Source organism: Pseudooceanicola marinus, from assembly GCF_020177265.1.
Lineage (GTDB): Bacteria > Pseudomonadota > Alphaproteobacteria > Rhodobacterales > Rhodobacteraceae > Pseudooceanicola > Pseudooceanicola marinus_A.
In genome coordinates this window covers 307682-330704 of record NZ_JAIVMC010000006.1, presented here as the reverse complement: position 1 = coordinate 330704, position 23023 = coordinate 307682, and the positions used below count along the sequence as shown (strand labels likewise).

20 protein-coding genes and 2 tRNA genes are annotated in these 23023 nt (G+C 68.3%); 10 read left to right on the top strand and 12 right to left on the bottom strand.

Annotated features, from left to right (window positions below):
- Positions 1-30: 30 nt before the first annotated feature.
- The 8 genes from LC066_RS12445 to LC066_RS12410 all read right to left on the bottom strand — a co-directional run bounded on the left by LC066_RS12445 (position 31) and on the right by LC066_RS12410 (position 9439).
- On the bottom strand, positions 31-576 hold the full coding sequence (locus LC066_RS12445) for a hypothetical protein (RefSeq protein ID WP_224899398.1): 546 nt from the start codon (positions 574-576) through the stop codon (positions 31-33).
- Positions 569-3427, bottom strand: coding sequence for an FAD-dependent oxidoreductase (locus LC066_RS12440; RefSeq protein ID WP_224899395.1), 2859 nt, complete (start codon positions 3425-3427; stop codon positions 569-571). The genes LC066_RS12445 and LC066_RS12440 overlap by 8 nt, the downstream gene beginning before the upstream one ends.
- Positions 3424-3699 (bottom strand): sarcosine oxidase subunit delta, encoded by a 276-nt coding sequence (locus tag LC066_RS12435; RefSeq protein ID WP_224899392.1) that lies wholly within the window; start codon positions 3697-3699, stop codon positions 3424-3426. Before LC066_RS12435 ends, LC066_RS12440 begins: the two co-directional genes overlap by 4 nt.
- 10 nt (positions 3700-3709) lie before the next feature.
- Entirely contained in the window at positions 3710-4963 is a 1254-nt protein-coding gene (locus LC066_RS12430; RefSeq protein ID WP_224899389.1) for a sarcosine oxidase subunit beta family protein, read from the bottom strand.
- A 1-nt stretch (position 4964) separates the two neighbouring features.
- The gene (locus LC066_RS12425; protein WP_224899386.1) at positions 4965-7370 is read right to left on the bottom strand and encodes a GcvT family protein; all 2406 of its coding nucleotides are present in this window, start codon (positions 7368-7370) and stop codon (positions 4965-4967) included.
- Positions 7371-7522: 152 nt separating this feature from the next.
- Complete coding sequence (locus LC066_RS12420; RefSeq protein ID WP_224899383.1) at positions 7523-8218, bottom strand: TetR/AcrR family transcriptional regulator; 696 nt, start codon at positions 8216-8218, stop codon at positions 7523-7525.
- 159 nt (positions 8219-8377) lie between these two features.
- Positions 8378-8452, bottom strand: a tRNA-Gln gene (locus tag LC066_RS12415).
- A 351-nt stretch (positions 8453-8803) separates the two neighbouring features.
- Positions 8804-9439 carry an SH3 domain-containing protein gene (locus LC066_RS12410; RefSeq protein ID WP_318246714.1) on the bottom strand — a complete coding sequence of 212 codons (636 nt, stop codon included), beginning with the start codon at positions 9437-9439 and terminating at the stop codon, positions 8804-8806.
- Positions 9440-9546: 107 nt separating this feature from the next.
- Between LC066_RS12410 and LC066_RS12405 the strand changes: the two genes are divergently transcribed.
- Together LC066_RS12405 and LC066_RS12400 are read left to right on the top strand one after the other, a co-directional pair.
- A complete protein-coding gene (locus tag LC066_RS12405) occupies positions 9547-10533 on the top strand; it encodes a 2-hydroxyacid dehydrogenase (protein WP_222481362.1) in 987 nt (328 codons plus the stop codon).
- Positions 10534-10559: 26 nt separating this feature from the next.
- Positions 10560-11351: a hypothetical protein gene (locus LC066_RS12400; protein ID WP_224899380.1), complete on the top strand. Its 792-nt coding sequence runs from the start codon at positions 10560-10562 to the stop codon at positions 11349-11351.
- A gap of 225 nt (positions 11352-11576) precedes the next feature.
- On the opposite strand, the gene LC066_RS12395 is transcribed toward LC066_RS12400, so the two are convergent.
- The 4 genes from LC066_RS12395 to LC066_RS12380 all read right to left on the bottom strand — a co-directional run bounded on the left by LC066_RS12395 (position 11577) and on the right by LC066_RS12380 (position 14064).
- Positions 11577-12149, bottom strand: coding sequence for a cob(I)yrinic acid a,c-diamide adenosyltransferase (locus LC066_RS12395; RefSeq protein WP_224899377.1), 573 nt, complete (start codon positions 12147-12149; stop codon positions 11577-11579).
- Between the two features lie 4 nt (positions 12150-12153).
- A complete protein-coding gene (locus LC066_RS12390; RefSeq protein ID WP_222481357.1) occupies positions 12154-12351 on the bottom strand; it encodes a twin transmembrane helix small protein in 198 nt (65 codons plus the stop codon).
- A gap of 92 nt (positions 12352-12443) precedes the next feature.
- Entirely contained in the window at positions 12444-13283 is an 840-nt protein-coding gene (locus LC066_RS12385) for an SDR family NAD(P)-dependent oxidoreductase (protein WP_224899374.1), read from the bottom strand.
- A gap of 100 nt (positions 13284-13383) precedes the next feature.
- Positions 13384-14064, bottom strand: coding sequence for an SH3 domain-containing protein (locus LC066_RS12380; protein ID WP_224899371.1), 681 nt, complete (start codon positions 14062-14064; stop codon positions 13384-13386).
- A gap of 193 nt (positions 14065-14257) precedes the next feature.
- Between LC066_RS12380 and parC the strand changes: the two genes are divergently transcribed.
- From parC to secE, 8 genes are all read left to right on the top strand, one after another.
- A complete protein-coding gene (parC, locus tag LC066_RS12375; protein WP_222481352.1) occupies positions 14258-16579 on the top strand; it encodes a DNA topoisomerase IV subunit A in 2322 nt (773 codons plus the stop codon).
- A gap of 366 nt (positions 16580-16945) precedes the next feature.
- The gene (locus LC066_RS12370; protein ID WP_224899368.1) at positions 16946-17761 is read left to right on the top strand and encodes a hypothetical protein; all 816 of its coding nucleotides are present in this window, start codon (positions 16946-16948) and stop codon (positions 17759-17761) included.
- A gap of 250 nt (positions 17762-18011) precedes the next feature.
- Positions 18012-19187, top strand: coding sequence for an elongation factor Tu (tuf, locus tag LC066_RS12365; RefSeq protein WP_222481703.1), 1176 nt, complete (start codon positions 18012-18014; stop codon positions 19185-19187).
- A gap of 148 nt (positions 19188-19335) precedes the next feature.
- Positions 19336-20307: a zinc transporter ZntB gene (locus tag LC066_RS12360; RefSeq protein ID WP_224899365.1), complete on the top strand. Its 972-nt coding sequence runs from the start codon at positions 19336-19338 to the stop codon at positions 20305-20307.
- Positions 20308-20460: 153 nt separating this feature from the next.
- Entirely contained in the window at positions 20461-21555 is a 1095-nt protein-coding gene (locus LC066_RS12355; RefSeq protein WP_224899362.1) for a GSCFA domain-containing protein, read from the top strand.
- The gene (locus LC066_RS12350) at positions 21539-22309 is read left to right on the top strand and encodes a hypothetical protein (protein WP_224899359.1); all 771 of its coding nucleotides are present in this window, start codon (positions 21539-21541) and stop codon (positions 22307-22309) included. Before LC066_RS12355 ends, LC066_RS12350 begins: the two co-directional genes overlap by 17 nt.
- Positions 22310-22512: 203 nt before the next feature.
- Positions 22513-22588 (top strand) — tRNA-Trp (locus tag LC066_RS12345).
- Positions 22589-22782: 194 nt separating this feature from the next.
- Complete coding sequence (gene secE / locus LC066_RS12340; protein WP_222480756.1) at positions 22783-22974, top strand: preprotein translocase subunit SecE; 192 nt, start codon at positions 22783-22785, stop codon at positions 22972-22974.
- Positions 22975-23023: the final 49 nt, after the last annotated feature.

The window sequence follows — 23023 nt, the reverse complement described above, 5'->3', positions numbered from 1 at the left end:
CCGCGAGACAATCTTTTCCGGACATTAGTGTCAAGTCTGGGGCGCCGCTGCGTCCGCGCCGTCCGGAAAGAGGCTGGTCGCGGCGGCCCAATTGGCCAGATAGGCGGCAAGGCCGCGGTCGATATGCAGGCGAAGGGCCTCGCCGTGGCGGTAGAGCACCCCCTGCATTCCGGCGAACAGAAGCGCGGCGGAGGGCGAGGGCCGGTACGGATCCAGCGCGGTGGCGCGCGCCACCAGGTCCATCGCTCGGGGGCCCGTGATCTCGAACGCCGCAAGGGCGCCGGTCATCGGAGATGTAGCGCAGCCCGCCGACCAGCCGGCGTCACGCGGCGACAGCTCCGTGCCCACCACCAGCATGCGCCGGCGGGCCAGGCGGACGGCGTAGTGCGGGTCCTCTGCCTCTGCCAGCAGGCCCACGGCCTCCGGCAGGTCATGCGCGGCGCGGTAGGCGTCCAGATCGCCGCTGACCATGACCTGGGGCAGGGGCGGCAGGCCGCGCAGGGTGATCCAGTCGCCCTCCAGCAGGATGTCTTCGGGGCGGGTGGCCGGGGTCCAGAAGGGGGCGCGATCACGCATGCAGGCGGTCTCCTTTCGGATCGAAGGCGCAGGGCGCGGTCAGCCGCGCGCGACGGCGCTGGCCCAGATGCTGGATCTCGATCACCTCGCCGATCCGCTCGGCCCCGCGTTCGATCAGCGCCAGCGCGATCGGGCGGCCCAGCGTGGGGCTGTGATAGCTGGAGGTGACATGGCCCAGAGAGCGCGGACGGGCGCCGGAGGTGTCGATGCCATGGGCGCCGCAGGGCAGGATGCCCGCGCCATCGGCGGGTTCCAGCCCGACGAACTGCTTGCGGTCCGGGCGCTGCGCTTCCTCCTGCCAGAGGGAGCGGCGGCCCAGGAACTCGGTCTTCTTGCGCCTCAGCGGGCCGGTCATGCCAAGGTCCATCGGGCGGGTCAGCCCGTCGGTATCCTTGCCGATCATGATGAACCCCTTCTCGGCGCGCAGGATCTGCAGCGCCTCGACGCCCAGCAATCCGCCGCCAAGGCGCCGGGCCTCGGTGTGCAGGGTCTCCCACAGCGCCTCGGCCTGGTCGGCCCGGATCGAGACCTCGTAGCTGCGGTCGCCGGTGAAGCTGACCCGGGTGACCCGCAGGCCCTGCCCCTGCCAGCTGCCCCAGGCCATGGCCATGTGCGGCAGGGCCTCATCCGACAGCCCGTCGTCGCAGGTCACGCCGGCGGCCAGCAGCACGTCGCGGGCGCGGGGGCCGGTGACGGTCAGGGTGCAGGTTTCGGCGGTGGCGTTGTGGATATGCACCTGCGCGCGGGGGAACCGGTCCTGGCGCCATTCCTCCAGCAGGGCCAGCACGCCCGCGGTATGCGACGACGAACAGGAGACGAGGAAGCGGTTTTCATCCTGCCGCACCAGCACCCCGTCGTCGAAGACGATGCCCGCTTCCGACAGGATGAACCCGTAGCGGCAGCGCCCCGGTTTCAGGGTCGAGACGGTGTTGTAGTAGATGAAATCCAGGAATTCGGCGGCGTCCGGGCCGATGACCTCGATCTTGCCCAGGGGGGTGCCGTCGAAAAGCGCCACGCTGTCGCGCGCCATCGCGGCCTCGGCCTGGATGCGGGCGGGTTGGTCGGCCTCTGTGGCGGCACCGTAGCAGGCCGGGCGCAGCCAGCCGCCGTAGTCGCCGAAGGTCGCGCCGGCGGCGCGATGCGCGGGTTCCAGCGTCAGACGGCGCAGGGGCGCCATGCGCTGTTCCGTCTCCAGTCCGCCGAGGCTGGCCAAGGGCACGGGCGTGAAGGGCGGGCGATAGGTCGTGGTGCCGACCTGCGGGATGTCGCGCCCGGTCAGCGCGCCCATCAGGGCCAACCCGGCGATGTTCGAGGTCTTGCCCTGGTCCGTCGCCATGCCCAGCGTGGTGTAGCGTTTCAGATGTTCGACCGAGGTGAAGCCTTCGCGCGCGGCCAGGGCGACGTCCTTGGTGGTCACGTCATGCTGGTAGTCGATCCAGATCCGCCCCTTGGCCTGTGGGTCGGGCCAGGCCGGCGTGATGGCGTAGGGCTGTGTCTCCTCCGCTTGCGGCGCCTGGCCAAGCGTGCTGCCCAGATGGGCGAAGGTGGCGCCCAGGGTGAAGTGACCGGCGGCGGCGCCGACGGGGGTCTGGCCCGTCACCTCGGTCCGGGGCACGAAGGCCAACTGGTCGGCATCCCAGCCCAGCTTGCCCTGCGCCTGGGCATAGAGGTGGATCGTGGGGGTGAAGCCGCCCGAGACCAGCACGCAGTCGCAAGCGATGGCAGAGCCATCCTCAAGCACCACTTCGCTGACGGCGCCGCGACCGGGGGTGCTGGCGATGCGACCGGGGCGATTGTGCACGCCGGCCACGGGCGCCGCGTCGGGGCGCGCGTCGACCAACGTCACCTCGGCCCCGGCCTGGGCCATCGCGGCGGCCACTTCGGCCCCGGTGGAGTTGTTGCAGGCGACGGTGATGCGCTGGCCCGGCAGCACCGCATAGCGGCGCAGGTAGGTCAGGCCGGCATGGGCGGACATGATGCCGGGACGGTCATTGCCGTCGAAGGGCAATGGGCGGTCGATGGCCCCGGTGGCCAGGATCGTGCGCGTGGGCCGCACGCGCCAAAGAGTGTCCGGGGTGCCGTCGTCGTGGCGCTGGTTCAATGCCACCAGCCCGTGATCGTAGATGCCGAAGGCGGTGGTGCGGGGCATCACGCGGACGCGCAGCCGGTTCAGCTCGGCCAGCGTGTCGGCCAGCCAGGTGGCGCCGTCCTTGCCGTCAATCCGGCCCTCGCGCCACAGCAGCGACCCGCCCGGGCGGCTGCCGTCGTCGATCAGCATCACCTCTTCGCCGGCACGGGCCAGCGTCAGGGCGGCGGCCAGGCCCGCGGGCCCCGCACCGATGACCAGGGTATCGCACCAGTGGTTCACCTGTTCCGCGACCGGGCCCGTCAGCGCGGAATCCACGGTACCGAGGCCCGCCATGGCGCGGATCTTCGGCTCGAACAGGTGCCAGTTCGGCCACATGAAGGTCTTGTAGTAGAACCCCGCCGGCAGGAAGCGCGAGAACCGGTCGATCAGCGCGTGGCGATCATGGGCGGCATCCGGGTCGGTGTTGTCGGACCGCAGCGCCAGCCCGTCGCGGGCGGGCTGCATCGTGGGCCGCAGGTTGATCTGTGCGCCGGCCGCGTCGTGGAAGCTGACGGAGATGTTGGGTTCCTCGACCCCCGCACCGTAAAGGCCGCGCGGGCGGCGGTACTTGAAGCTTCGCCCCAGAACACGCGGGCCGGAGGCGAGCAGGGCGGAGGCCAGCGTGTCCCCCTCGAAGCCTTCGATCGTCTGGCCGTCGAAGGTGAAGGTAAGGGGCCGCGAGCGGTCGATCTCGCCGCCCGATGAGAGGCGTCTGGCGGTCATGCGTCCCCCCTGTCTGTCGTGTCTGAAGGAATGGGCTCGCCCGGCTGGGCGGCCATGGTCACGGTGTCGCGGGTCATCACGAAGACCTCGTGGCAGGTGAGGTGGATCCAGATCTCGCGCGCCGCGCCCTTGGGATTCTGGCGGTAGTGCAGGTAGTCAGCCCAGGCCTGGGCGGGCACGTCGCCATCGGGGCGGTCATTGCCGGCCTCGCCACCGAAGTGGAACTCGGTCTCCGGGCGGGGGCCGCAGAAGGGGCAGGTGTAGATATGCATGGGGTCCCTCCTAGTGCGCGATGCCGCTTCCTGCGGCTTCGTCGATCAGACGCCCGGTGGCGAAACGATCGAGGTCGAAGGGGCGGGAAATGTCGTGGTGCTGGCCGGTCGCCAACAGATGCGCCAGAAGCGTCCCGCCCGCCGGGATCGCCTTGAACCCGCCGGTGCCCCAGCCACAGTTCAGGAAGAGGTTCGGCAGCGGCGACGGCCCGATCAGCGGCGAGCTGTCGGGGACCACATCGACGATGCCGCCCCACTGGCGCATCAGCTTCAGCTGGCGGAAGGCGGGGAACATCTCCAGGATGCCGGCGATCACGTGTTCCAGCGTCGGCAGGGTGCCGCGCTGGCCATAGCTGGGCACCCGGTCCAGACCGCCGCCGATGACGATCTCGCCCTTGTCGGACTGGCTGGCATAGCTGCCCGAGCCCGCGCAATGCACCGCGATGTCGAGGATCGGTTTCACCGGCTCGGACACGCAGGCCTGCAGCGCGTAGGAGGTGACGGGCAGGCGGAACCCGGCCTTCTCGGCCATCTGAGAGCTGTGGCCTGCCACCGCCAGGCCCACGCGGTCGGCGCGGATCTCGCCCTGGGTCGTTTTCACCCCGCGACAGGCGCCGCCCTCGATCAGGAAATCGGTGACCTCGCATTGCTGGATGATGTCGACGCCAAGCGCCGAGGCCGCGCGGGCATAGCCCCAGGCCACCGCATCGTGGCGCGCCGTGCCGCCGCGCGGCTGCAAGGCGCCGCCGAGCGCGGGGAAGCGGCTGTCGGGCGAGAAGTTGTAGATCGGCATGATCTTTCGCACGCCTTCGGTGTCCAGCAGCTCGGCATCGGTGCCGTTCAGCTGCATCGCGTTCACCAGCCGCGCCGACATCTCCATCTCCGCCGGCGTGTGGCACAGCATCAGCATGCCGCGCTGTGACAGCATGACGTTGTAGTTCAGCTCCTTCGACAGCTCCTCGTAGAGGTTCAGCGACATCTCGTAGAGCGCGACGCTTTCGGGGAAGAAGTAGTTCGACCGCACAACGGTGGTGTTGCGCCCGGTGTTGCCGCCCCCCAGCCAGCCCTTTTCGATCACCGCCACATTGGTGATGCCGTGGGTCTTGGCCAGGTAATAGGCGGTGGCCAGGCCGTGCCCGCCGCCGCCCACGATCACCACGTCGTAGCGTTTCTTCGGTTCGGGCGAGGTCCAGGCGCGGGCCCAGCCCTTGTGCCCCGAAAGCCCTTCGCGCGCGAGGTTGAGCGCGGAATAATGGCGCGTCATGTCACCCCCTCAGCTTCTGTCCTTCAGGATCATAGGGCGCGCCCGGCAGCACGGTCGCCGCGACCTCTTCGCCGACCACATGGGTGGTCAGCGCGGTGCCGGGTGTGGCGGCGGCGCGGTCGATCAGGGCCATGGCCAGGCTCTTGCCCGTGACGTGGCCGTAGCCGCCGGAGGTGACGTAGCCGACCAGTTCGCCCTCGGCCCATACGGGTTCATAGCCCGAGGCATCGGCATTGGTCGCCGCGACCTCCAGCAAGGTGATGACCCGCTCGGAGGGCGCATCGCGTTCGGCCAGCGCGGCCTCTCGTCCGATGAAGGCGGGCTTGTCCCAGGCGATGAAGCGGTCGAGGCCGGTCATGCCGGGGGTGTGGCTTTGCGCGAACTCGGCCGACCAGATGCCATAGCCCTTTTCTAGCCGTAGCGAATTCATCGCCTGCACGCCCATTTCCTTCAGGCCGTGATCCGCGCCCGCCTCCAGCAGCAGCCGGCGCAGGGTGGCGTGCTCGGTGGCGTGGCAGTTGATCTCGAATCCCATCTCGCCGGTGACCGACATGCGGGCCACCTTGGCGCGGATCAGGCCCAGATCCACAGTGGCGCAGCCCATGAAGGGCAGGGCGGTCAGATCCTGGTGCGTCAGCTTTTGCAGGATTTCGCGGGCCTTGGGGCCGACGATGGCAAAGCCGCCGATGGTGTCGGCCACGTCGCGCAGGGTGACGCCCGCGATCATGTGATCCTCGAACCAGCGCATCTGCCATTCGCGCAGATAATAGGACCCCATCAGCCAATAGGTGCCGTCGCCCCAGTTCAGCACGGTCAGATCGCCCTTCAGCTTGCCATTCTCGCCCAGCATTGGCGCCAGGCGGGCGCGGCCCGGCGTGGGCAGCTTGCAGGCCAGCAGGGTGTCGAGCCACTCGGCGGCCTTCGGGCCCGAGATCTCGTAGCGAGAAAAGGCGGTGGTGTCGTAGATCGCGGCGGCCTCGCGCGCGGCGCGGCATTCGGCACCCACCAGGTCGAAGGCGTTTGACCGGCGCAGGGTCGGCTTTTCTTCAAAGCCGTCGGGGGCGAAATATTGCGCCACCTCCATGCCCCAGGTGCCGCCCCAGACCGCGCCAGCCGCCGTCATCCCCTCGTAGGCGCCGGGCGTCTTCAGCGGGCGGCCCGCGGGCAGCTGTTCATTGGGGTAGGTCATGACGAAGCGGCGCGAGTAGAACTGCCCCGTCGTCTGCTTGATGTATTCGCGGTTCGAGGCGAAGTCGCCGTAGCGGGCGATGTCCATGCCGTAGACGTCGACCTCCGGCTCGCCCTCGACCATCCATTCCGCCAGCGACTTGCCGACGCCGCCGCCCTGCAGGAAGCCCGCCATGACGCCGCAGGCCACCCAGTAGCCGGGCACGCCGCGCACGGGGCCGACCAGCGGGTTGCCATCGGGGGAGAAGGTGAAGGCGCCGTTGACCCAGCGTTTGACGCCGGCCGTTTCCAGGCAGGGGTAGCGGGCGAAACCGCAGGCCAGCTCATCCGAGATGCGGTCGATGTCCTCCTGGATCAGTTCGATGCCGAAATCCCAGGGCGCGCCGTCCATGTTCCAGTGCTTGTGCTCGACCTCGTAGATGCCCAGCAACATGCCCTTCTGTTCCTGGCGCATGTAGGTGAACCCTTCGAGGTCGACCGTGACGGGCAGTTCCTTCTGCGCCTCGACCAGTTCGGGAATGCTCTCGGTCACCAGGTAGTGGTGTTCCAGCGGCGAGACGGGCAGGTCGACGCCGGCCATGCGGCCCACCTGTTTCGCCCAGAGGCCGCCGGCGTTGACGATGTGCTCGGCGATGATCTCGCCCTTGTCGGTGATGACGGTCCAGCTGCCGTCAGGGCGCTGGCGCAGGTCCTCGACCTTGGTGTGTTCGACGATGTCGGCGCCCCGGTTCTTGGCGCAGCGGGCATAGGCGTGGACCACGGCCGAAGGGTCGATGTGCCCCTCGCGGTCGGACCACAGCCCGCCCAGGATGCCCTCGGTGGAGATCACCGGGTTACGGCGCTTGATCTCTGCGGCGTCGATCAGCTCGACGTCCTGCACGCCCAGCGACTGGAAGGTGCGATAGGCCGACTGCAGCCAGTCCCAGCGGTCGGGGTCGCAGGCGAACTCGATCCCGCCGGTCATGTGCAGGCCGATGTCCATGCCGGATTCGGGTCCGATCTCCTGCAGCAGGTCGATGGTGTAGCTTTGCAGCATGGCAATGTTGGGATCGGCGTTCAGCGCGTGGAAACCGCCGGCGGCATGCCAGGAGGATCCGGCGGTCAGCACGTCGCGTTCCAGCAGGGCGATGTCGGTCCAGCCGAGTTTCGTCAGGTGATAGGCGACCGAGGCCCCCACCACGCCACCGCCGATGATGACCACGCGATACTGATCCTGCATGTCGCTCTCCTGTGCCGTTCCGATCTGATCTCGGCGCAATGTACACATATGTACCGAGATCAGCGCAAGAGTGACGCGCAAACTTTTTGGTCACCTGGCGGGGCCAGGCGGCGAATGGATCGCGAATCGGGCAGCGAGGGAGGGGGCTGCGCCTAGCGTGTCTTGGGGTTGTACTTCTCGCGGATGATTGTCTTCAGCGCGGCGACCTCGGTCTCGTCCGGGGCCTGGCCGGTGAAGATGTGCAGATAGGCGGGACCGTGAGAGAACCGTTGCGCAGGGGTTTCCGTGTCTTCCAGCGTGTGCTGGCCGATCTGCGTGTAGTAGAGGACGCGGGCGCGGATCAGCGCCTCCTCGTCATCGCAGCCGTAGCGGGCGAACATCTTGTGCAACGCATCCAGGCGCATGGAATCGGCCTGCAGGACGACGGCGCGCACCTTCTCCGAGCGTCTGGCCCAGAGCCGGACTGCAATGTCCAGTTCCGGATCGAAAAGCGCCTCGTCCACCCAGCATTCGAAGACATTGGTGACGGCGGCAACGATGTCGGGCGCGGGCCGGAGGGCGCGTTCGATGATCGGGCCGGTGTTCATGTTCAGCCAGTCATCCAGCATCGCCTGGAACAGGTCCTCGCGGCTGGAGAAATGCCAGTAGAAGGAGGACCGTGCGACGTTCAGCCGTTTCGCCATGACCTGGATCTTCACCTGGTCGATGCCTTCCTCGACCAGCACCTTCTGCGCCAGGCTCAGCCAGTCCCTACGGCCCAGTCGCTTCGCTCGCTCTTCGGGGTCCGCTATGCGGTCGGGTGTCGTCTCTGCCGAACGCGGCGCGATTTCGGCCTTGGTCTCTGGCATCCCTGCCCCCCTGATCCTGAGGCCCGCAAGTGTAGCGGGATGGGCGTGCCGTGCAACGCAAAGCGCGATGCCTGCGCGTCAGGGCCGAAGGCAAACGCCTGCACAACGCGCACATCCCCTGGGGAAGCGCATCGGTAAGCGGTTTATTTCAAAGGAAATTGGCTGGGGTGGTAGGATTCGAACCTACGGTACACTGTACCAAAAACAGCTGCCTTACCACTTGGCTACACCCCAACGGTGACGCGCTAACTAATGAATGCCCGTCCGGTGTTCAAGCCCTTTTTGGCAGAAATCGGATGGGTTTTTTGCCGGCCCCCGGATGGCGTCCACAGGGGGCGGTTCCGACAGGGTTTTGCGCATCTCGACCTGTGCGCGTGGCGCGCTAGTGCGGGGGCAGGTCTTGGCTCTCGCAGGGTCGAATGTGCGGTATTCGTTGCCAGTGCCTCTCTTTCTCTCGGGACCAGACGGGGGCGGAACCTTCCGGTCGCCATGTTGCCGGCGAATCGAGGCATGGGGCGCGAAAAAGGGGCGTCGCCCGGGGGCCTCTTGGCGCCGCGTATCTGGGCGGCGTCGGTCCGATCGGCCTTAGTCGCGGATCTCGTCCGCGGTGACGCCCCAGAGAGAGGTTTTCGGCGCCCAGCCCCGATGACCACCGGCGGTCACGCGACACCAGTCGCGATCGCATTTGCCCAGATCGGCGATGACCCCCTGTTCCAGCCGGGCCACCACGCGCGCCTCGGGCGAGGGCTGGAAATGCAGGTCGAGCATCTCATCCTCCACCAGCACGGTGCGGTTGCCCGAGATCAGCACGTAGTGGACCCAGCCGCCGACGCCGTCATGGTCGCGGATCTGGCGCCAGTGGCCATATTCGGCCACCACTTCCACCGGCATGTCGCGGCGCAGGAATTCCCAGTCGACCCGATGGGTCGTCGAAGGTCCGCGGCGCACATGGGCGCGATCGCTTTTCATCGAGACGAAACGGGGCAGGGGCAGGTTGGTTTCCGGGCCCAGCTGTTGCACCTGGGCGGGGGGCTCTTCGCTGGCGGCAACGGCCACCTGGGTGTCGGTCGTGGCGCCCGCTTCGGTCTCGGACTGGGCGGTTTGCTGCCGGGTCTCACTCGGTTCTTCGGCGGATTGCGGCGTTTCGGATGCCGCCAGGACACCGGCGATCGCGAAGAACGACACCGAAAGCGCCAGGACGCGCTTGCGCAATGGTCTCATGATGTTGCCCGTTTCTGCTGCCTCCGCGGGGTTATTCTTGTACCCTCACGTTCTTTGGGCCACTTTGCCTGCGAAAGACCGGAATGGGAAGACAGAGGAGCCCGCCCATGCCATCTCGCCGCCTGAGTGTTGTCGTCACGCGACGCCTGCCGGACCGGGTCGAGGCCCGCCTGGAGGAGCTGTTCGACACGCGGTTCGGTCCCGCCGACCGCCCGATGACCCGCGAGGAGCTGGCCGAGGCGGTGCGCGACGCGGATGTGCTGGTGCCCAACCTGCGTGACCGGATCGATCAGTCGCTGCTGTCCCAGGCCGGCGAAAACCTGCGCCTGATCGCCAACTTCGGCGCCGGGGTCGATCATATCGACGTGGCCACGGCGCGGCAGCGCGGCATCCTGGTGTCGAACACGCCTGACGTGGTGACGGAAGACACCGCCGACATGACCATGGCACTGATCCTGGCCCTGCTGCGCCGCATCCCCGAAGGCCTGGCGATGATGCAGCGGGACGACTGGGAAGGCTGGGCGCCCGACAGCATGCTGGGCGCGCGGGTGGCCGGCAAGCGGATCGGCATCCTCGGCATGGGCCGCATCGGCCAGGCCGTGGCGCGGCGGGCCGCCGCCTTCGGCATGCAGGTGCATTACCACAACCGCCGTCGGCTGCGCGAAGAGATCGAGACGGATCTGAAGGCGCGCTACTGGGAAAGCCTGGACCAGATGGTGGCGCGGATGGATGTGATCTCCATCAACTGCCCGCATACCCCATCGACCTTCCACCTGATGAACGCACGTCGGCTGAAGCTGATGAAACCCGAGGCAGTGATCGTGAACACCTCGCGCGGCGAGGTGATCGACGAGAACGCCCTGACCCGGATGCTGCGCGCGGGCGAGATCGCGGGCGCTGGCCTCGACGTCTTCGGCGGGGATCGTCAGTCGAACCCGCGCCTGCGCGAGCTGGACAACGCGATCCTGCTGCCGCACATGGCCTCCGCCACCCGCGAGGGGCGGCTGGAGATGGGGGAGAAGGTGCTGATCAACATCAAGACCTTCGCCGATGGCCACCGGCCGCCGGACCTGGTGCTGCCCGGCATGCTCTGACGCTGCCCCCGAGGGAAGGCCCGCCCATGCGCTCTGCCCGCAACACGCTCCTGTCGCTCGTGCTGGCAGCGCTCTGCCTCCTGCTGGCGGCGATGCCGCGGGAAAATCCCCTGACCACCCGCGCCGAGGCCTACCAGGGCGAGATCGCCGTGGCCGCCGGCGCCACCTATGTCAGCCTGCGCGCGATCAACGCCTTCCTCTCGGCCGCGCAGGAGGTCGAGGTTGGCGGCTCGCTTGTGGTCGAAGGGTCGGTCCAGCCGCTGAAATGGCTGGAGCCGGTGGACGACACGGTGGAACGGGTCTCGGCGGCGATCTTTGCCGTGGCGGTGCTGACCGGGGTGCTGAAAATCTCGCTGGCGCCCGTCGCCTCGGTGGGCTTCGCCCTGCTGGCCCTGGCGCTGCTGACCCGCGGCGGCTGCGAGGCTGCGACCGGCTGGCATCGCGCCCCGCCTGCGCTGCGCCGCCTGGGCGGGATCTGCGGGGGGCTGGGCTTTGCCTTCGCCATCGCGCTGCCGCTGGCCTTCGTGCTGGGGGTCTGGGGCGGCGAGGTCCTGACCGCAGAGGCGGCGGCGGGGGCCAACACAACGCTCGACATGATCGCGGCCGAGGCGGGCAAGCTGGTGGCGCTGGAGGATCAGTCCTGGCGCGAAAGCTGGGAGGCCTACCGCGGCGCCGCGCGCTTCTTCTGGGAACAGGCAGATGATTTGCTGAATGCCGCGCTGACCCTGGTCGGGGTATTCCTGCTGCGGATGGTGGTCCTGCCGATGGTCCTGCTGCTGGCGCTCTGGGCCGGCGCGCGGCGGCTTGTGGCAGGGTAGGGGATCGGCCTGACGGCCGATTGCCTTCGGCGAGAGTATTTTCAGCCATCGTATGGAACAGGGCGGGGGCGCTTGATCGGCGCCCGCTTCCCTTGTCCGTCGGTTGCGCGGGCATGAGGGGAAGAGCGCGGGCGCCTGTCTGGCGCGGGTCTTATTCCCATACTTGGGCTGGAAATACTCCGGGGGGAGCGCAGCGGGGGGCAGAGCCCCCCTCTGCCGGTGCCATCAGCGCGTGGCGCCGGGCACCCAGAGCACGTCCTTGGCGCCGCCGTCATTGGCGATGCGCGAGGCGACGAAGAACCAGTCCGACAGACGGTTGAGGTATTTCACCGCGTCGGCGTTGCAGCCCTCCTCGGCCATCAGCGCCACGGCCAGCCGCTCGGCCCGGCGGCAGACGGTGCGGCACAGGTGCAGGTTGGCCGACAGGGCGCAGCCGCCGGGCAGGACGAAGCTGCGCAGGGGCTGCAGGTCGGCGTTCATCACGTCGATCTCCGCCTCCAGCCGGTCCACCTGGGAGGCCAAGATGCGCAGCGGCGTATAGGGTGCCTCGTGGTCCCTCTCCATCGCCGGGCGCGCCAGGTCGGCGCCAAGGTCGAAGAGGTCGTTCTGGATCCGGGCCAGCGCCTCGTCCATCTCGCCGCTCGCATGCAGGCGCGCCAGACCCACGGCGGCATTGGTTTCATCCGAGGTGCCATAGGCCTCGACCCGCAGGGAGGGTTTCGGCACCCGGGTCCCGTCGCCCAGGGCGGTTTCCCCGGCATCGCCGGTGCGGGTGTAGATCTTCGACAGTACGACCATGGGGTCAGCCCTTTCCGCGGATGAGGACGAAGGCGAGGATCAGCAGCACGGCGATGAACTGCGCCGCGATCCGCCATTGCATCAGCTTGTTGGAGGTCTTGGGATTGCCGCTCTTGGCGAAGTTGCCGATCCCCAGCATCAGGATGATGGCAACGATCAGCACCGCGCCGGCGGCGACGAGGAAGAGGGGGTCCTGGGCCATGGGCTCTCCTTTTCGGTTCCCCGATACCTAGGGCGGCAGCGGGCAAAAAGCGACAACAGTTTTCGTCGCAGGGCCGGGCGGTGACGGCCTGCTCAGGCGTTCTTCGTCACCCGGTCCAGCAGGCGCGCCGGCAGCAGGCGGCGCAGGGTGGCGGCGATATAGGTGGGCGTCGTGACCATGTATCGGGGCTTTGGGCGGGGATCTTCCAGCGCGCGGATCAGCTTGGCGGTGCAGGCCGCCGGCTCCAGCTCGAAGCGTGCCTTGCCCTGGTATTTCGGCCCTCGCTTGTAGAGCATGTCGAGAAGGCCATTGCGGTACTCGTCCGCCCGGTCCGAGGCTTCCCAGTCGACCCATGTCTCAAACGCCTTGATGGCATTCTTGCGGAAATCGGTGCGGATTGGGCCCGGTTCCAGCAGGATGGCGTGCACGCCGCTGCCCGCCAGTTCCAGCCGCATGGTGTCGGTCAGCCCTTCCAGGGCGAATTTCGACGCGTTGTAGGCGCCGCGCCACGGGGCGGCGACCAGTCCCAGCACCGAGGAACAGTTGACGATCCGCCCGCCGCCCTGGGCGCGCATCACCGGGATCACCAGCCGGTTCAGCGCATGGGGTCCCATGAAGTTCGCCTCGAACAGCGCCCGCATCGCCTCGCGCGAGATGTCCTCGGCAGGTCCCGGAATGGCGAAGGCGCCGTTGTTGAAAACCGCGTCGAGCCGCCCGCCGGTGGCGGCCAGCACCTCGGCCAGCGCCGCCTCGATCGAGGCCTGGTCGGCGTAGTCCAGATGCAGCGCCTCCAGCCCTTCCGCGGCCAGCCGGGCCACGTCCTCGGGCTTGCGCGCGGTGGCGAAGACGCGCCAGCCGTGCGCCTTCAGCCCGTGGGCGGCGTCATATCCGATGCCGGAGGAACAGCCGGTGATGAGGATGCTTTTGGTCATGCCCCTGCTATGCAACGCAGAGACCCGGCGGGCAAGGCCGCCGGGTCGGGATCCCGTGCGAGAGAGCGCACGGGGAGGGAACTGCGATGTGGGGGATGCCTTACTTCGCGGCGCTGACCAGCCAGTCGGCCATCCAGCCGATGCGCCCGCTGTCGGCGGTCTTCAGCTTCACCCAGCCGTTGCTGGTGTCGATCACCTCGACCTCGGCGCCTTCGTCCAGCGTGGTCAGCACGCCGTAGCTGGTACCAGGGCCGGCGCGCAGGTTTACCCGGTCGCCCGAGACCTGGCGCAGGTCGCGCGCGGGGGTGTCGACGGCGCTGGCTTCGGGGGCGTCACCGGCGGTGGCGGGCAGGGTGCCGCGCAGCACGGCCTGACGTTCCTCTGTGGTCGGCGTCATCTGCTGGGCCGCCTCGGGCGTCACCTCGCGGCGGGTCGAGCTTTCGGGCAGGCCGCCGTCGGCGGGCAGGGAGGCATTGGTGACGGTGGCGAACCGCATGCCGTCCAGCGCCGGGTCGAGACCGCTGTCGTTCTGGCCCGCGATGGAGGCCAGGCGCACCGGCGCCGCTTCGGGCTGTGCGCTGGACACGAAGACCGCGGGGCGGGTGGCAGCCTGGGCGGCCATCGGGGCGCCGGATGCGCCCGCATCGGTGCGGGCCAGGGTGTAGGGCGTGGGGGCCTCGGTGCGGACGTAGTCGGGCAGCTCGCGCTCCCAGGGTTCAAAATCCGCGCCTCCGCTCTGTTGGTAAAAGGCGGCGGTAAGCACAAGGGTCGTGGCAGTCATGAAGCGGAACATCGGGACCTCCGGGCAGCGGTTTTCTGCGTGACGCGGTCTGGACTTTGGCAGGTTCCCGCCGCGACGCTGTGTTGCCGGACCAACCCCGTTGCGGGCAGGAAGTTCCTTGCCGATCCGCAATCCGTGTCTTGGACGCAGCCGGCGCTTTACCGCCGCGCGGCCTGCGGCTATCACCGCAGCCATGAGTGACGAGACCCAAGACGTTCCCGAATCCGGTTCCGGCGAGCAGCTGGCGGAGCCGCTGCGCCGCGCCATTGGCGAGCGCTATCTGACCTATGCGCTGTCGACGATCATGCACCGGGCGCTGCCCGATGCCCGCGACGGGTTGAAGCCGGTGCACCGGCGCATTCTCTACGCGATGCGCGAGCTGAAGCTGACCGGCACCTCGCGCTTCCGCAAATCGTCGAAGATCTCGGGCGACGTGATGGGCAACTATCACCCCCATGGCGATGCGGCGATCTATGACGCGATGGCCCGCCTGGCGCAGGATTTCAACGTCCGCTACCCGCTGGTCGACGGCCAGGGCAACTTCGGCAACATCGACGGCGACAATCCCGCTGCCAGCCGATACACCGAGGCCCGCCTGACCGCCGTCGCCGAGGCGATGATGGAAGGGCTGACCGAGGACGCCGTCGATTTCCGCGACAACTACGACGGCACGCTGACCGAACCGGTGGTGCTGCCCGCCTCCTTCCCGAACCTGCTGGCCAACGGCTCGTCCGGCATCGCGGTCGGCATGGCGACGAACATCCCGCCGCACAATATCGTCGAGCTGGTCAACGCCTGCCTGCACATGATCAAGGTGCCGGACGTGCGCGACGACACGCTGCTGCAATATGTGCCGGGCCCGGATTTCCCCACGGGCGGCGTGCTGGTCGAAAGCCCCGAAAACATCGCCAAGGCCTATCGCACCGGCCGTGGCAGCTTCCGCCTGCGCGCCAAGTGGGAGGTCGAGGACCTGGGCCGTGGCACCTGGCAGATCGTCGTGACCGAGATCCCCTACCAGGTGCAGAAGTCGAAGCTGGTCGAACGTATCGCCGAGCTGATCCAGACCAAGAAGATCCCGATCCTGGCCGACATCCGCGACGAAAGCGCCGATGACATCCGCATGGTGCTGGAACCCCGGTCGAAGAACGTCGACCCGGAGCTGCTGATGGGCATGCTGTTCCGCAACTCGGACCTGGAGATCAAGTTCAGCCTGAACATGAACGTGCTGATCGACGGGCTGACCCCCAAGGTCTGCTCGCTGAAGGAGGTGCTGCGCGCCTTCCTCGATCACCGCCGCGAGGTGCTGGAGCGCCGCTCGCAGCACCGGCTGGAAAAGATCGACCACCGGCTGGAAGTGCTGGAAGGCCTCGTCACCGCCTTCCTCAACCTCGACCGGGTAATCGACATCATCCGCTACGACGACGATCCCAAGGCCGCGCTGCTGGCCGAGGACTGGTCGAAGAAACGCGCCCGCGCCCGCGACGAGAAGGATTATGTCTCGCCGCTGTCCGAAGGCGACGACGGCGAGCTGACCGAGGTGCAGGTCGAGGCGATCCTCAACATGCGCCTGCGCAGCCTGCGGCGTCTCGAAGAGATGGAGCTGCTGCGCGAACGCGACGCCCTGATGGAAGAGCGCGCGGGGCTGGAAGATCTGCTGGCCACCCCCGATCTGCAATGGGCGCGCATCGCGGATGAGCTGAAGGCGACGAAGAAGACCTTCGGCAAGGACTACGCCCGCGGCCACCGCCTGACGGTGATCGAGGCCGCTGCCGAAGCGGAGGAAGTGCCGCTGGAGGCGATGATCGAGCGCGAGCCGGTCACCGTGGTCTGCTCCAAGATGGGCTGGATCCGGGCGATGAAGGGGCACATCGACCTCTCGGCTCAGGACAAGCTGAAGTTCAAGGATGGCGACGAGGGCCGCTTCGCCTTCCATGCCGAGACCACCGACAAGCTGCTGATCTTCGGCTCCAACGGACGGTTCTACACGCTGCTGGCGTCGAACCTGCCGGGCGGGCGCGGCATGGGCGAACCGGTGCGGCTGATGGTCGACCTGCCCAATGAATCCGAGATCGTGGCAATGCGCATCCATCGCCCCGGCGAGCGGCTGATCGTGGCCTCCAGCGCCGGCGACGGCTTCATCGTGCCCGAGGACGAGGTGCTGGCCCAGACCCGCTCCGGCAAGCAGGTGCTGAACGTCAAGGACGGCGTGAAGGCCCTGCTTGTGAAGCCGGTGACGGGCGATCACGTGGCCGTGGTGGGTGAGAACCGCAAGGTGCTGGTCTTCCCGCTGGAAGAACTGCCCGAGATGACCCGCGGCAAGGGCGTGCGCCTGCAGAAATACAAGGACGGCGGACTGTCGGATCTGACCACGCTGGTACTGGAAATGGGCCTGTCGTGGCACGATCCCGCCGGCCGCACCCGGACCGAGACCGAGCTCTCGGAATGGCTGGGCAAGCGGGCCGGCACGGGCCGCATGGCCCCGCGCGGCTTCCCCCGCGACAACACCTTTACCTGACACGGGAGGCGCGGTGCGCCGTTCCGCGCTGGCACACAGGCCCGCCGCCGGAACATCCGGTGGCGGGCCGTCGTGTCTCAGGCGCTCCAGATCCCCCCGTCATCCCCTGGGAGCGCCCACGCCCCGGAGCGCTCTACGTCCGAGGCCGCGCGCGTGGCACATCTGCCCTCCGCGGCACGGGGCGTCCCCAGGCTCCCCGCCCCTGCTTCACCTTGTCTGAAATACTCCGGGGGAGCCTCCGCAGGAGGCGGGGGCAGAGCCCCCTCCGCCCCGAGCCGCCCGCACGAGGGGATGACCGCACGAATAGACAGGGGCGGCCAAAGCGGATACTCCGGGGGCTGTGTTATGACCGTCCCGGGGGGATCCATGTTCCGACTATCCGCTGTCGCTCGTCTTGTGCCGGGCCTGGCCGCCTGCGCCTTTCTGCTCTCGGCCTGTACCAATCCCGACGATTTCGACGAACCGATGCCGGACCTGGGCGATTTCAGTCTCGGCCACAACATCGTCGTGGCCAGCAAGATGAAGAAGGTGGCGATCTCGCGCGATGCCTCCGAGGAGGAGTGGGTCGCCGCGATGACCGAGGCGATCGACGAACGCTTCGGGCGCTATGATGGCGACAAGCTCTATCATCTGGGCATCTCGGTCGAGGGCTACATCCTGGCGCCGCCGGGCATTCCGCTGGTGCTGTCGCCGAAATCCGGCCTGATCGTGAATGTCACCGTCTGGGACGATGCCGCCGGCGGCAAGATCAACGAGGAGCCGCGCCAGTTCACCGTGCTGGAGAGCTTCTCCGGCGAGACGGTGGTCGGCTCCGGCCTGACCCAGACCCGTGAAGAGCAGATGACCAACCTGGCGCGCAATGCCGCCAAGCAGATCGAGGACTGGCTGCTGGAGAACCGCGACTGGTTCGGCGAGGCCCCCGGCCCGCAGGCTGGCCAGATGCGCCCGGCCCCGGTGGCCGCCGCGACGGTGGCTGGCAGCGTGGCCGCAGACGATGACGGCAGCGCCTCCACGGGCAGCAGCGCCGGGGGCGCCATGTCCGGTGGGGGGCTCTCCGGGGGCGCCGGCTCCGGGGGCGGCGATGCCCCGTCGACCGCGACGGGCGGAACCGCTGGCAGCACGACCAGCCCGACCGCGACGGCCACCTCCGGGGGCGCGGGCGCCTCGGCCAGCGGCGGCTGATCCTTCGGATTTTGCACGACTTTTCCGCGCGAGAGCGACGCCGGGTCGGCGCTTCCGTCCCCCGGATGGCGCCCAATGTCCCCTGTCGCGGGGCCGGGCGACAGCGTCCGACCGGGCCGGCTGTGGCCGCAGGGGCGCGCTTGCAGGGCCGCGCGCCCAAGTGACGCTTGATTTTCCCCCTCAGACCCAATACATCGCCGTCCGAGTGAAATCGGGCCAGTGGCCCCCTAAACACAGAGGCGCCTGACGGATGGCAAAGGAAAAGTTTGAGCGCGGCAAACCGCACTGCAACATCGGCACGATCGGTCACGTTGACCACGGCAAGACGACGCTGACGGCGGCGATCACGAAGTACTTCGGTGACTTCCGCGCCTACGACCAGATCGACGGCGCGCCGGAAGAGAAGGCCCGCGGGATCACCATTTCCACCGCGCACGTGGAATACGAGACCGAGAACCGTCACTACGCGCACGTCGACTGCCCCGGCCACGCCGACTACGTGAAGAACATGATCACCGGTGCCGCCCAGATGGACGGCGCGATCCTGGTGGTGAACGCAGCTGACGGCCCGATGCCGCAGACCCGCGAGCACATCCTGCTGGGCCGCCAGGTGGGTATCCCCGCCATGGTCGTGTTCCTGAACAAGGTCGACCAGGTCGACGACGAGGAACTGCTGGAACTCGTCGAGATGGAAGTCCGCGAACTGCTGTCCGAATACGACTTCCCGGGCGACGATATCCCGATCATCGCAGGTTCGGCCCTGGCCGCCATGGAAGGCCGCGATCCGGAAATCGGCGAGAACAAGATCAAGGAACTGATGGCCGCCGTGGATGAGTACATCCCGCAGCCCGAGCGCGCTGTCGACCAGCCGTTCCTGATGCCGATCGAAGACGTCTTCTCGATCTCCGGCCGTGGTACCGTTGTGACCGGCCGTGTGGAGCGTGGTGTTGTGAACGTTGGCGACGAACTGGAAATCGTCGGCATCAAGGACACCAAGAAGACCACCTGCACCGGTGTCGAAATGTTCCGCAAGCTGCTGGACCGCGGCGAAGCCGGCGACAACATCGGCGCCCTGCTGCGCGGCATCGACCGTGAAGGCGTGGAACGTGGCCAGGTTCTCTGCAAGCCGGGTTCCGTGAAGCCGCACACCAAGTTCGAAGCCGAGGTCTACATCCTGACCAAGGACGAAGGTGGCCGTCACACCCCGTTCTTCGCGAACTACCGTCCGCAGTTCTACTTCCGGACCACGGACGTGACCGGCACCGTGACCCTGCCCGAGGGCACCGAGATGGTCATGCCCGGCGACAACCTGAAGTTCGGTGTCGAGCTGATCGCCCCGATCGCCATGGAAGACGGCCTGCGCTTCGCCATCCGCGAAGGTGGCCGCACCGTGGGCTCCGGCGTCGTCTCCAAGATCATCGAGTGATGATTGCGCGGGGCGGGTCCTTCCGCCCTGACGGACAGAACATTGAAACGGCGGTCCCTCGGGGCCGCCGTTTTGCGTTTGCGGGCCCCAGTGTCGATGCGGCGCCTTGGCGCTGGACCTTTGGTCCGACCCGGCTATCTTCGCCTTCATGACAGCCCCCGTGACCTTCGCCTATGCCCTGACGGGCCCCCTGCGCGGCCAGAGCCTGGAGGGTGAGGCCGTCCCCGAGACCCTGCGCGCCGAAACCCTCGGCTGGGCGCACCTGGACGCCGCCCACGCGGGCACCCGCGACTGGGTGGCGAAGCGTCTGGCCTATCTCGACGACACGGTGATCGAGGCTCTGACCCAGCCGGAGACCCGGCCGCGCGCCACCCGGGTCGGCAATGGCCTGCTGCTGAACTTCCGCGCGCTGAACATGAACCCCAACCGCGACCCGGAGGACATGGTGGCGGTGCGCATCTGGGCCGACGGTCAGCGCATCATCACCCTGTCGCGCCAGCGCGTCCGCGCGCTGGAGGAGATCGCGCAGGAGGTCGCGCGCGGCGAGGGACCGGAGAGCGCCGGCGCCTTCCTCGCCGACCTGGCGGACCGGCTGACCGACCGCGTCGAGCCCTTCGTGGCCGAGCTGGACTCCGAGGTCGACGGGCTGGAGCCCAAGGTGATCGCCGAGCCCGACCAGGACCTGCGCCGCCGTGTCGCCGCCCTGCGCCTGTCGGTGGTCGAACTTCGCCGCCACCTGCCGCCGCAACGCGATGCCCTCGCGCGGCTGGCGCGCAGCGAAAGCCCGCTCCTGGCCGAACACGACCTGCGCGAGGTGCAGGAGGCCGTAGACCGGCTGACCCGGATGACCGAGAACCTGGACGAGCTGCGCGACAACCTGGGCGTCCTGCGGGACGAGCTGTCCGGCGCCCTGTCGGAGCGGCTGAACCGGCACATGTACACCCTGTCGATCCTTTCGGCCGTCTTCCTGCCTCTGACCTTCTTCACTGGCCTTTTCGGCATCAACGTGGGCGGCATTCCCGGCGACGGTGCCCCCTATGCCTTCTGGGTGTTTTCGGGGATCATGGCGCTGATCTTCCTGGTGCAGGGGGTGATCCTGCGCCGGCTGCACTGGATGTAGGCGCCCCGACCGGCCCGGCGCCGGGCTGATCGAGACAGGAAGCTTTCCGGAACATTTCCCCGGAAATGTCTGCTATTGGCCATGATCGGGGCGTTCACTGGCCGCACCACCCCGGGGGCCACCGGCCCCTGACGCATCGCGAAAGGAGGGGCCATGGCGCACCCCTACGAAAATCTGCCCGCAACCGCCTACTGGAAGACGGGCGTGGCCGAGAAGAACCCGCTGCAGCTCTCGGGCCTGTGGACGCCGAAGTTCCAGGTGCCGATGGATGCGCCGATCGTCACCGCCGGCTCCTGTTTCGCGCAGCATATCGGCCGGGCCCTGGGCGCGCGCGGCTACCAGTGGTTCGATGCCGAACCCGCCCCCGCCTGGCTGGCGCCGGAGGATGCGCGGGCCTACAACTACGGCATCTTCTCCTTCCGCACCGGCAATATCTACACCGCCCGCACCCTGCTGCAGTGGCTGCGCCTGGCCTTCGACGAGATGCAGGACCCGGGCGAATGGTGGCACCACAAGGGTCGTGTCTACGACCCGCTGCGCCCGGCGATCGAGCCCGAGGGGTTTGAAAGTGAGACCGAGGCACGGGCCTCGCGCGCGGCGACCTTGGCGGCGATCCGCCGCGCGGTCGAACGCGCGGGCATCTTCGTCTTCACCCTCGGGCTGACCGAAAGCTGGCGCAACGCCGAGAGCGGGCTGGAATACGCCATGTGCCCCGGCACGCTGGCCGGCACCTTCGATCCGGAGCGCCACGTCTTCCACAATCACCGCCATTCGGACGTGCTGGCGGACATGGAAACCACCCTGGCCCTGCTCAAGGTGAAGGCGCCCGACCTGAAGGTGCTTTTGACCGTCAGCCCGGTGCCGCTGACCGCCACCGCCAGCGGCGACCATGTGCTGACCGCCACCAGCTATTCCAAGTCCGTCCTGCGCGGCGTGGCGGGCGAGCTGGCCCAGGTGCACGACCACGTCGATTACTTCCCCAGCTACGAGATCATCACCCATCCGGTCTTTCGCGGCATGTTCTACGCTCCGAACCAGCGCAGCGTGGTACCCGAGGGGGTGGAGGTGGTCATGTCGAAATTCTTCGCCGACCAGGAGGCCGCCTTCGGCCCGGCCAAGGGGCGGCGTGGCAAGGGCACCAAGGGGGGGGGCAAGGCGGCGCGCAAGCTGCGCACGGCCTGGAAGGCGGCGAGGGGAGACGAGGATGTGAAATGCGAAGAGGAGATGCTGAATGCCTTCGCCCGCTGAGCGCGCTGCGCCCCTTCAGCGCGCCCCCGCGCCGCTGCCCTCGCTCTGCATCTTCGGGGACAGCCACATTGCCTCGGTCAAACACGCGCTGGATCGCGGATTGCTGCCGCGGGTGACAGATCACCTGGAGTTCTGGGGCGCCTATGGGCCGGCCTTCCGCGCGCTGGAGTTTCGCGACAATACCATCCTGCCGGGCGACGCCGCCGCACGCGAGATGGTGTGCCGGATCAACGGTGCGGGGCGCGAGGCCCTCGGCGGCGGCGATTTCGCCGGCTATCTCTTCTACGGGGCACGGCTCCGCATGGCCGATTTCATGCCGCCGCTGCTGGAAACGCTCTGTGCCGGCGGGCACCTCTCGGCCGCGGTGCAGCGCAAGGTCGCGCGGCGCTTCCTGCGTGGCACCAAGGCCTACCGGATCGCCTGCGCGTTCGCCCGTGCGACGCCCGGGCTGACCATCGCCTTCGTCCCGGCGCCCTTGCTGACCCGGGGCGTGGGCAGCCCCGGACGGGTCTACCCCGGGGCCGATGGCGCCACGGCGGAGCAGCGCGATGCGATTCGCGGCTGGCTGGACAGGGAGGCGGCCCAGGACGGGATTCGCTTGCTGCACCAGCCGGAGGAGACGATCACGGCCGGCTACTGGACCGATCCCGCCTGGGCCTCGGACGAGGCGGGGCAGGAGGACGATCCCGTCCACAAGAACGCCGCCTTCGCCGCCCGCATGGTCGAGGTGTTCCGCGACAGTCTGGCGGGCTGACAGGGCAGGGGCGCTCTGGATGGGATCCGGCGCCCCGGCCATATTCATACGATGGCCCGAAATACTCTCGGGGGAGCGGCCCCCGGGCCGCGAGGGGGCCGACAGCCCCCGCCATCCCGCGGGTCGGGGCGCCATTTTTCCCGACTTCCCCCAGATCGCCCCTTGCACTTCGCGGCCGGCTGCCTTAATCGACGGCACGGATTAGGGGTATAGCTCAGCTGGTAGAGCGACGGTCTCCAAAACCGTAGGTCGCGGGTTCGAACCCTGCTGCCCCTGCCAATCCGACCCATCCACCAGCCGCCGTTATCGACACGCCCCCGACGGGGCGGAGCAGCGCGTGCCGTGGGCACGGGGCGCCCGGCGCGTCCAACCCGCTTTGCACCTTGAAACACACCCCGCTTTTGCCCTATCTGGGCCAGATGACGCGCGGGGCCGGTCCCTGCGCCCGCACAGTTGATCCGAGGACACCGCCCATGGCGAACCCGCTGCAATTCATCCAGCAGACCCGCACCGAGATCGGCAAGGTCGCCTGGCCGACCCGCCGCGAAGTGCTGCTGACCACGGTCATGGTCTTCGTCATGGCCGCCATCACCGCGATCTTCTTCGCGCTGGTGGACCTGCTGATCCGCTCCGGCCTCACCGGCCTGCTCGGCCTCTTCGGCTGATCCCGGGCGGCGCCCCTGGCGGGGCGCGCCGGACGGACGGGGGCGCGGC

What these genes read in the sequence shown, in the direction of transcription:
- LC066_RS12445 (WP_224899398.1), bottom strand. Translation starts at nt 576, where the DNA reads ATGCGTGATCGCGCCCCCTTCTGGACCCCGGCCACCCGCCCCGAAGAC.
- LC066_RS12440 (WP_224899395.1), bottom strand. Translation starts at nt 3,427, where the DNA reads ATGACCGCCAGACGCCTCTCATCGGGCGGCGAGATCGACCGCTCGCGG.
- LC066_RS12435 (WP_224899392.1), bottom strand. Translation starts at nt 3,699, where the DNA reads ATGCATATCTACACCTGCCCCTTCTGCGGCCCCCGCCCGGAGACCGAG.
- LC066_RS12430 (WP_224899389.1), bottom strand. Translation starts at nt 4,963, where the DNA reads ATGACGCGCCATTATTCCGCGCTCAACCTCGCGCGCGAAGGGCTTTCG.
- LC066_RS12425 (WP_224899386.1), bottom strand. Translation starts at nt 7,370, where the DNA reads ATGCAGGATCAGTATCGCGTGGTCATCATCGGCGGTGGCGTGGTGGGG.
- LC066_RS12420 (WP_224899383.1), bottom strand. Translation starts at nt 8,218, where the DNA reads ATGCCAGAGACCAAGGCCGAAATCGCGCCGCGTTCGGCAGAGACGACA.
- LC066_RS12410 (WP_318246714.1), bottom strand. Translation starts at nt 9,439, where the DNA reads ATGAGACCATTGCGCAAGCGCGTCCTGGCGCTTTCGGTGTCGTTCTTC.
- LC066_RS12405 (WP_222481362.1), top strand. Translation starts at nt 9,547, where the DNA reads ATGCCATCTCGCCGCCTGAGTGTTGTCGTCACGCGACGCCTGCCGGAC.
- LC066_RS12400 (WP_224899380.1), top strand. Translation starts at nt 10,560, where the DNA reads ATGCGCTCTGCCCGCAACACGCTCCTGTCGCTCGTGCTGGCAGCGCTC.
- LC066_RS12395 (WP_224899377.1), bottom strand. Translation starts at nt 12,149, where the DNA reads ATGGTCGTACTGTCGAAGATCTACACCCGCACCGGCGATGCCGGGGAA.
- LC066_RS12390 (WP_222481357.1), bottom strand. Translation starts at nt 12,351, where the DNA reads ATGGCCCAGGACCCCCTCTTCCTCGTCGCCGCCGGCGCGGTGCTGATC.
- LC066_RS12385 (WP_224899374.1), bottom strand. Translation starts at nt 13,283, where the DNA reads ATGACCAAAAGCATCCTCATCACCGGCTGTTCCTCCGGCATCGGATAT.
- LC066_RS12380 (WP_224899371.1), bottom strand. Translation starts at nt 14,064, where the DNA reads ATGACTGCCACGACCCTTGTGCTTACCGCCGCCTTTTACCAACAGAGC.
- parC (WP_222481352.1), top strand. Translation starts at nt 14,258, where the DNA reads ATGAGTGACGAGACCCAAGACGTTCCCGAATCCGGTTCCGGCGAGCAG.
- LC066_RS12370 (WP_224899368.1), top strand. Translation starts at nt 16,946, where the DNA reads ATGTTCCGACTATCCGCTGTCGCTCGTCTTGTGCCGGGCCTGGCCGCC.
- tuf (WP_222481703.1), top strand. Translation starts at nt 18,012, where the DNA reads ATGGCAAAGGAAAAGTTTGAGCGCGGCAAACCGCACTGCAACATCGGC.
- LC066_RS12360 (WP_224899365.1), top strand. Translation starts at nt 19,336, where the DNA reads ATGACAGCCCCCGTGACCTTCGCCTATGCCCTGACGGGCCCCCTGCGC.
- LC066_RS12355 (WP_224899362.1), top strand. Translation starts at nt 20,461, where the DNA reads ATGGCGCACCCCTACGAAAATCTGCCCGCAACCGCCTACTGGAAGACG.
- LC066_RS12350 (WP_224899359.1), top strand. Translation starts at nt 21,539, where the DNA reads ATGCCTTCGCCCGCTGAGCGCGCTGCGCCCCTTCAGCGCGCCCCCGCG.
- secE (WP_222480756.1), top strand. Translation starts at nt 22,783, where the DNA reads ATGGCGAACCCGCTGCAATTCATCCAGCAGACCCGCACCGAGATCGGC.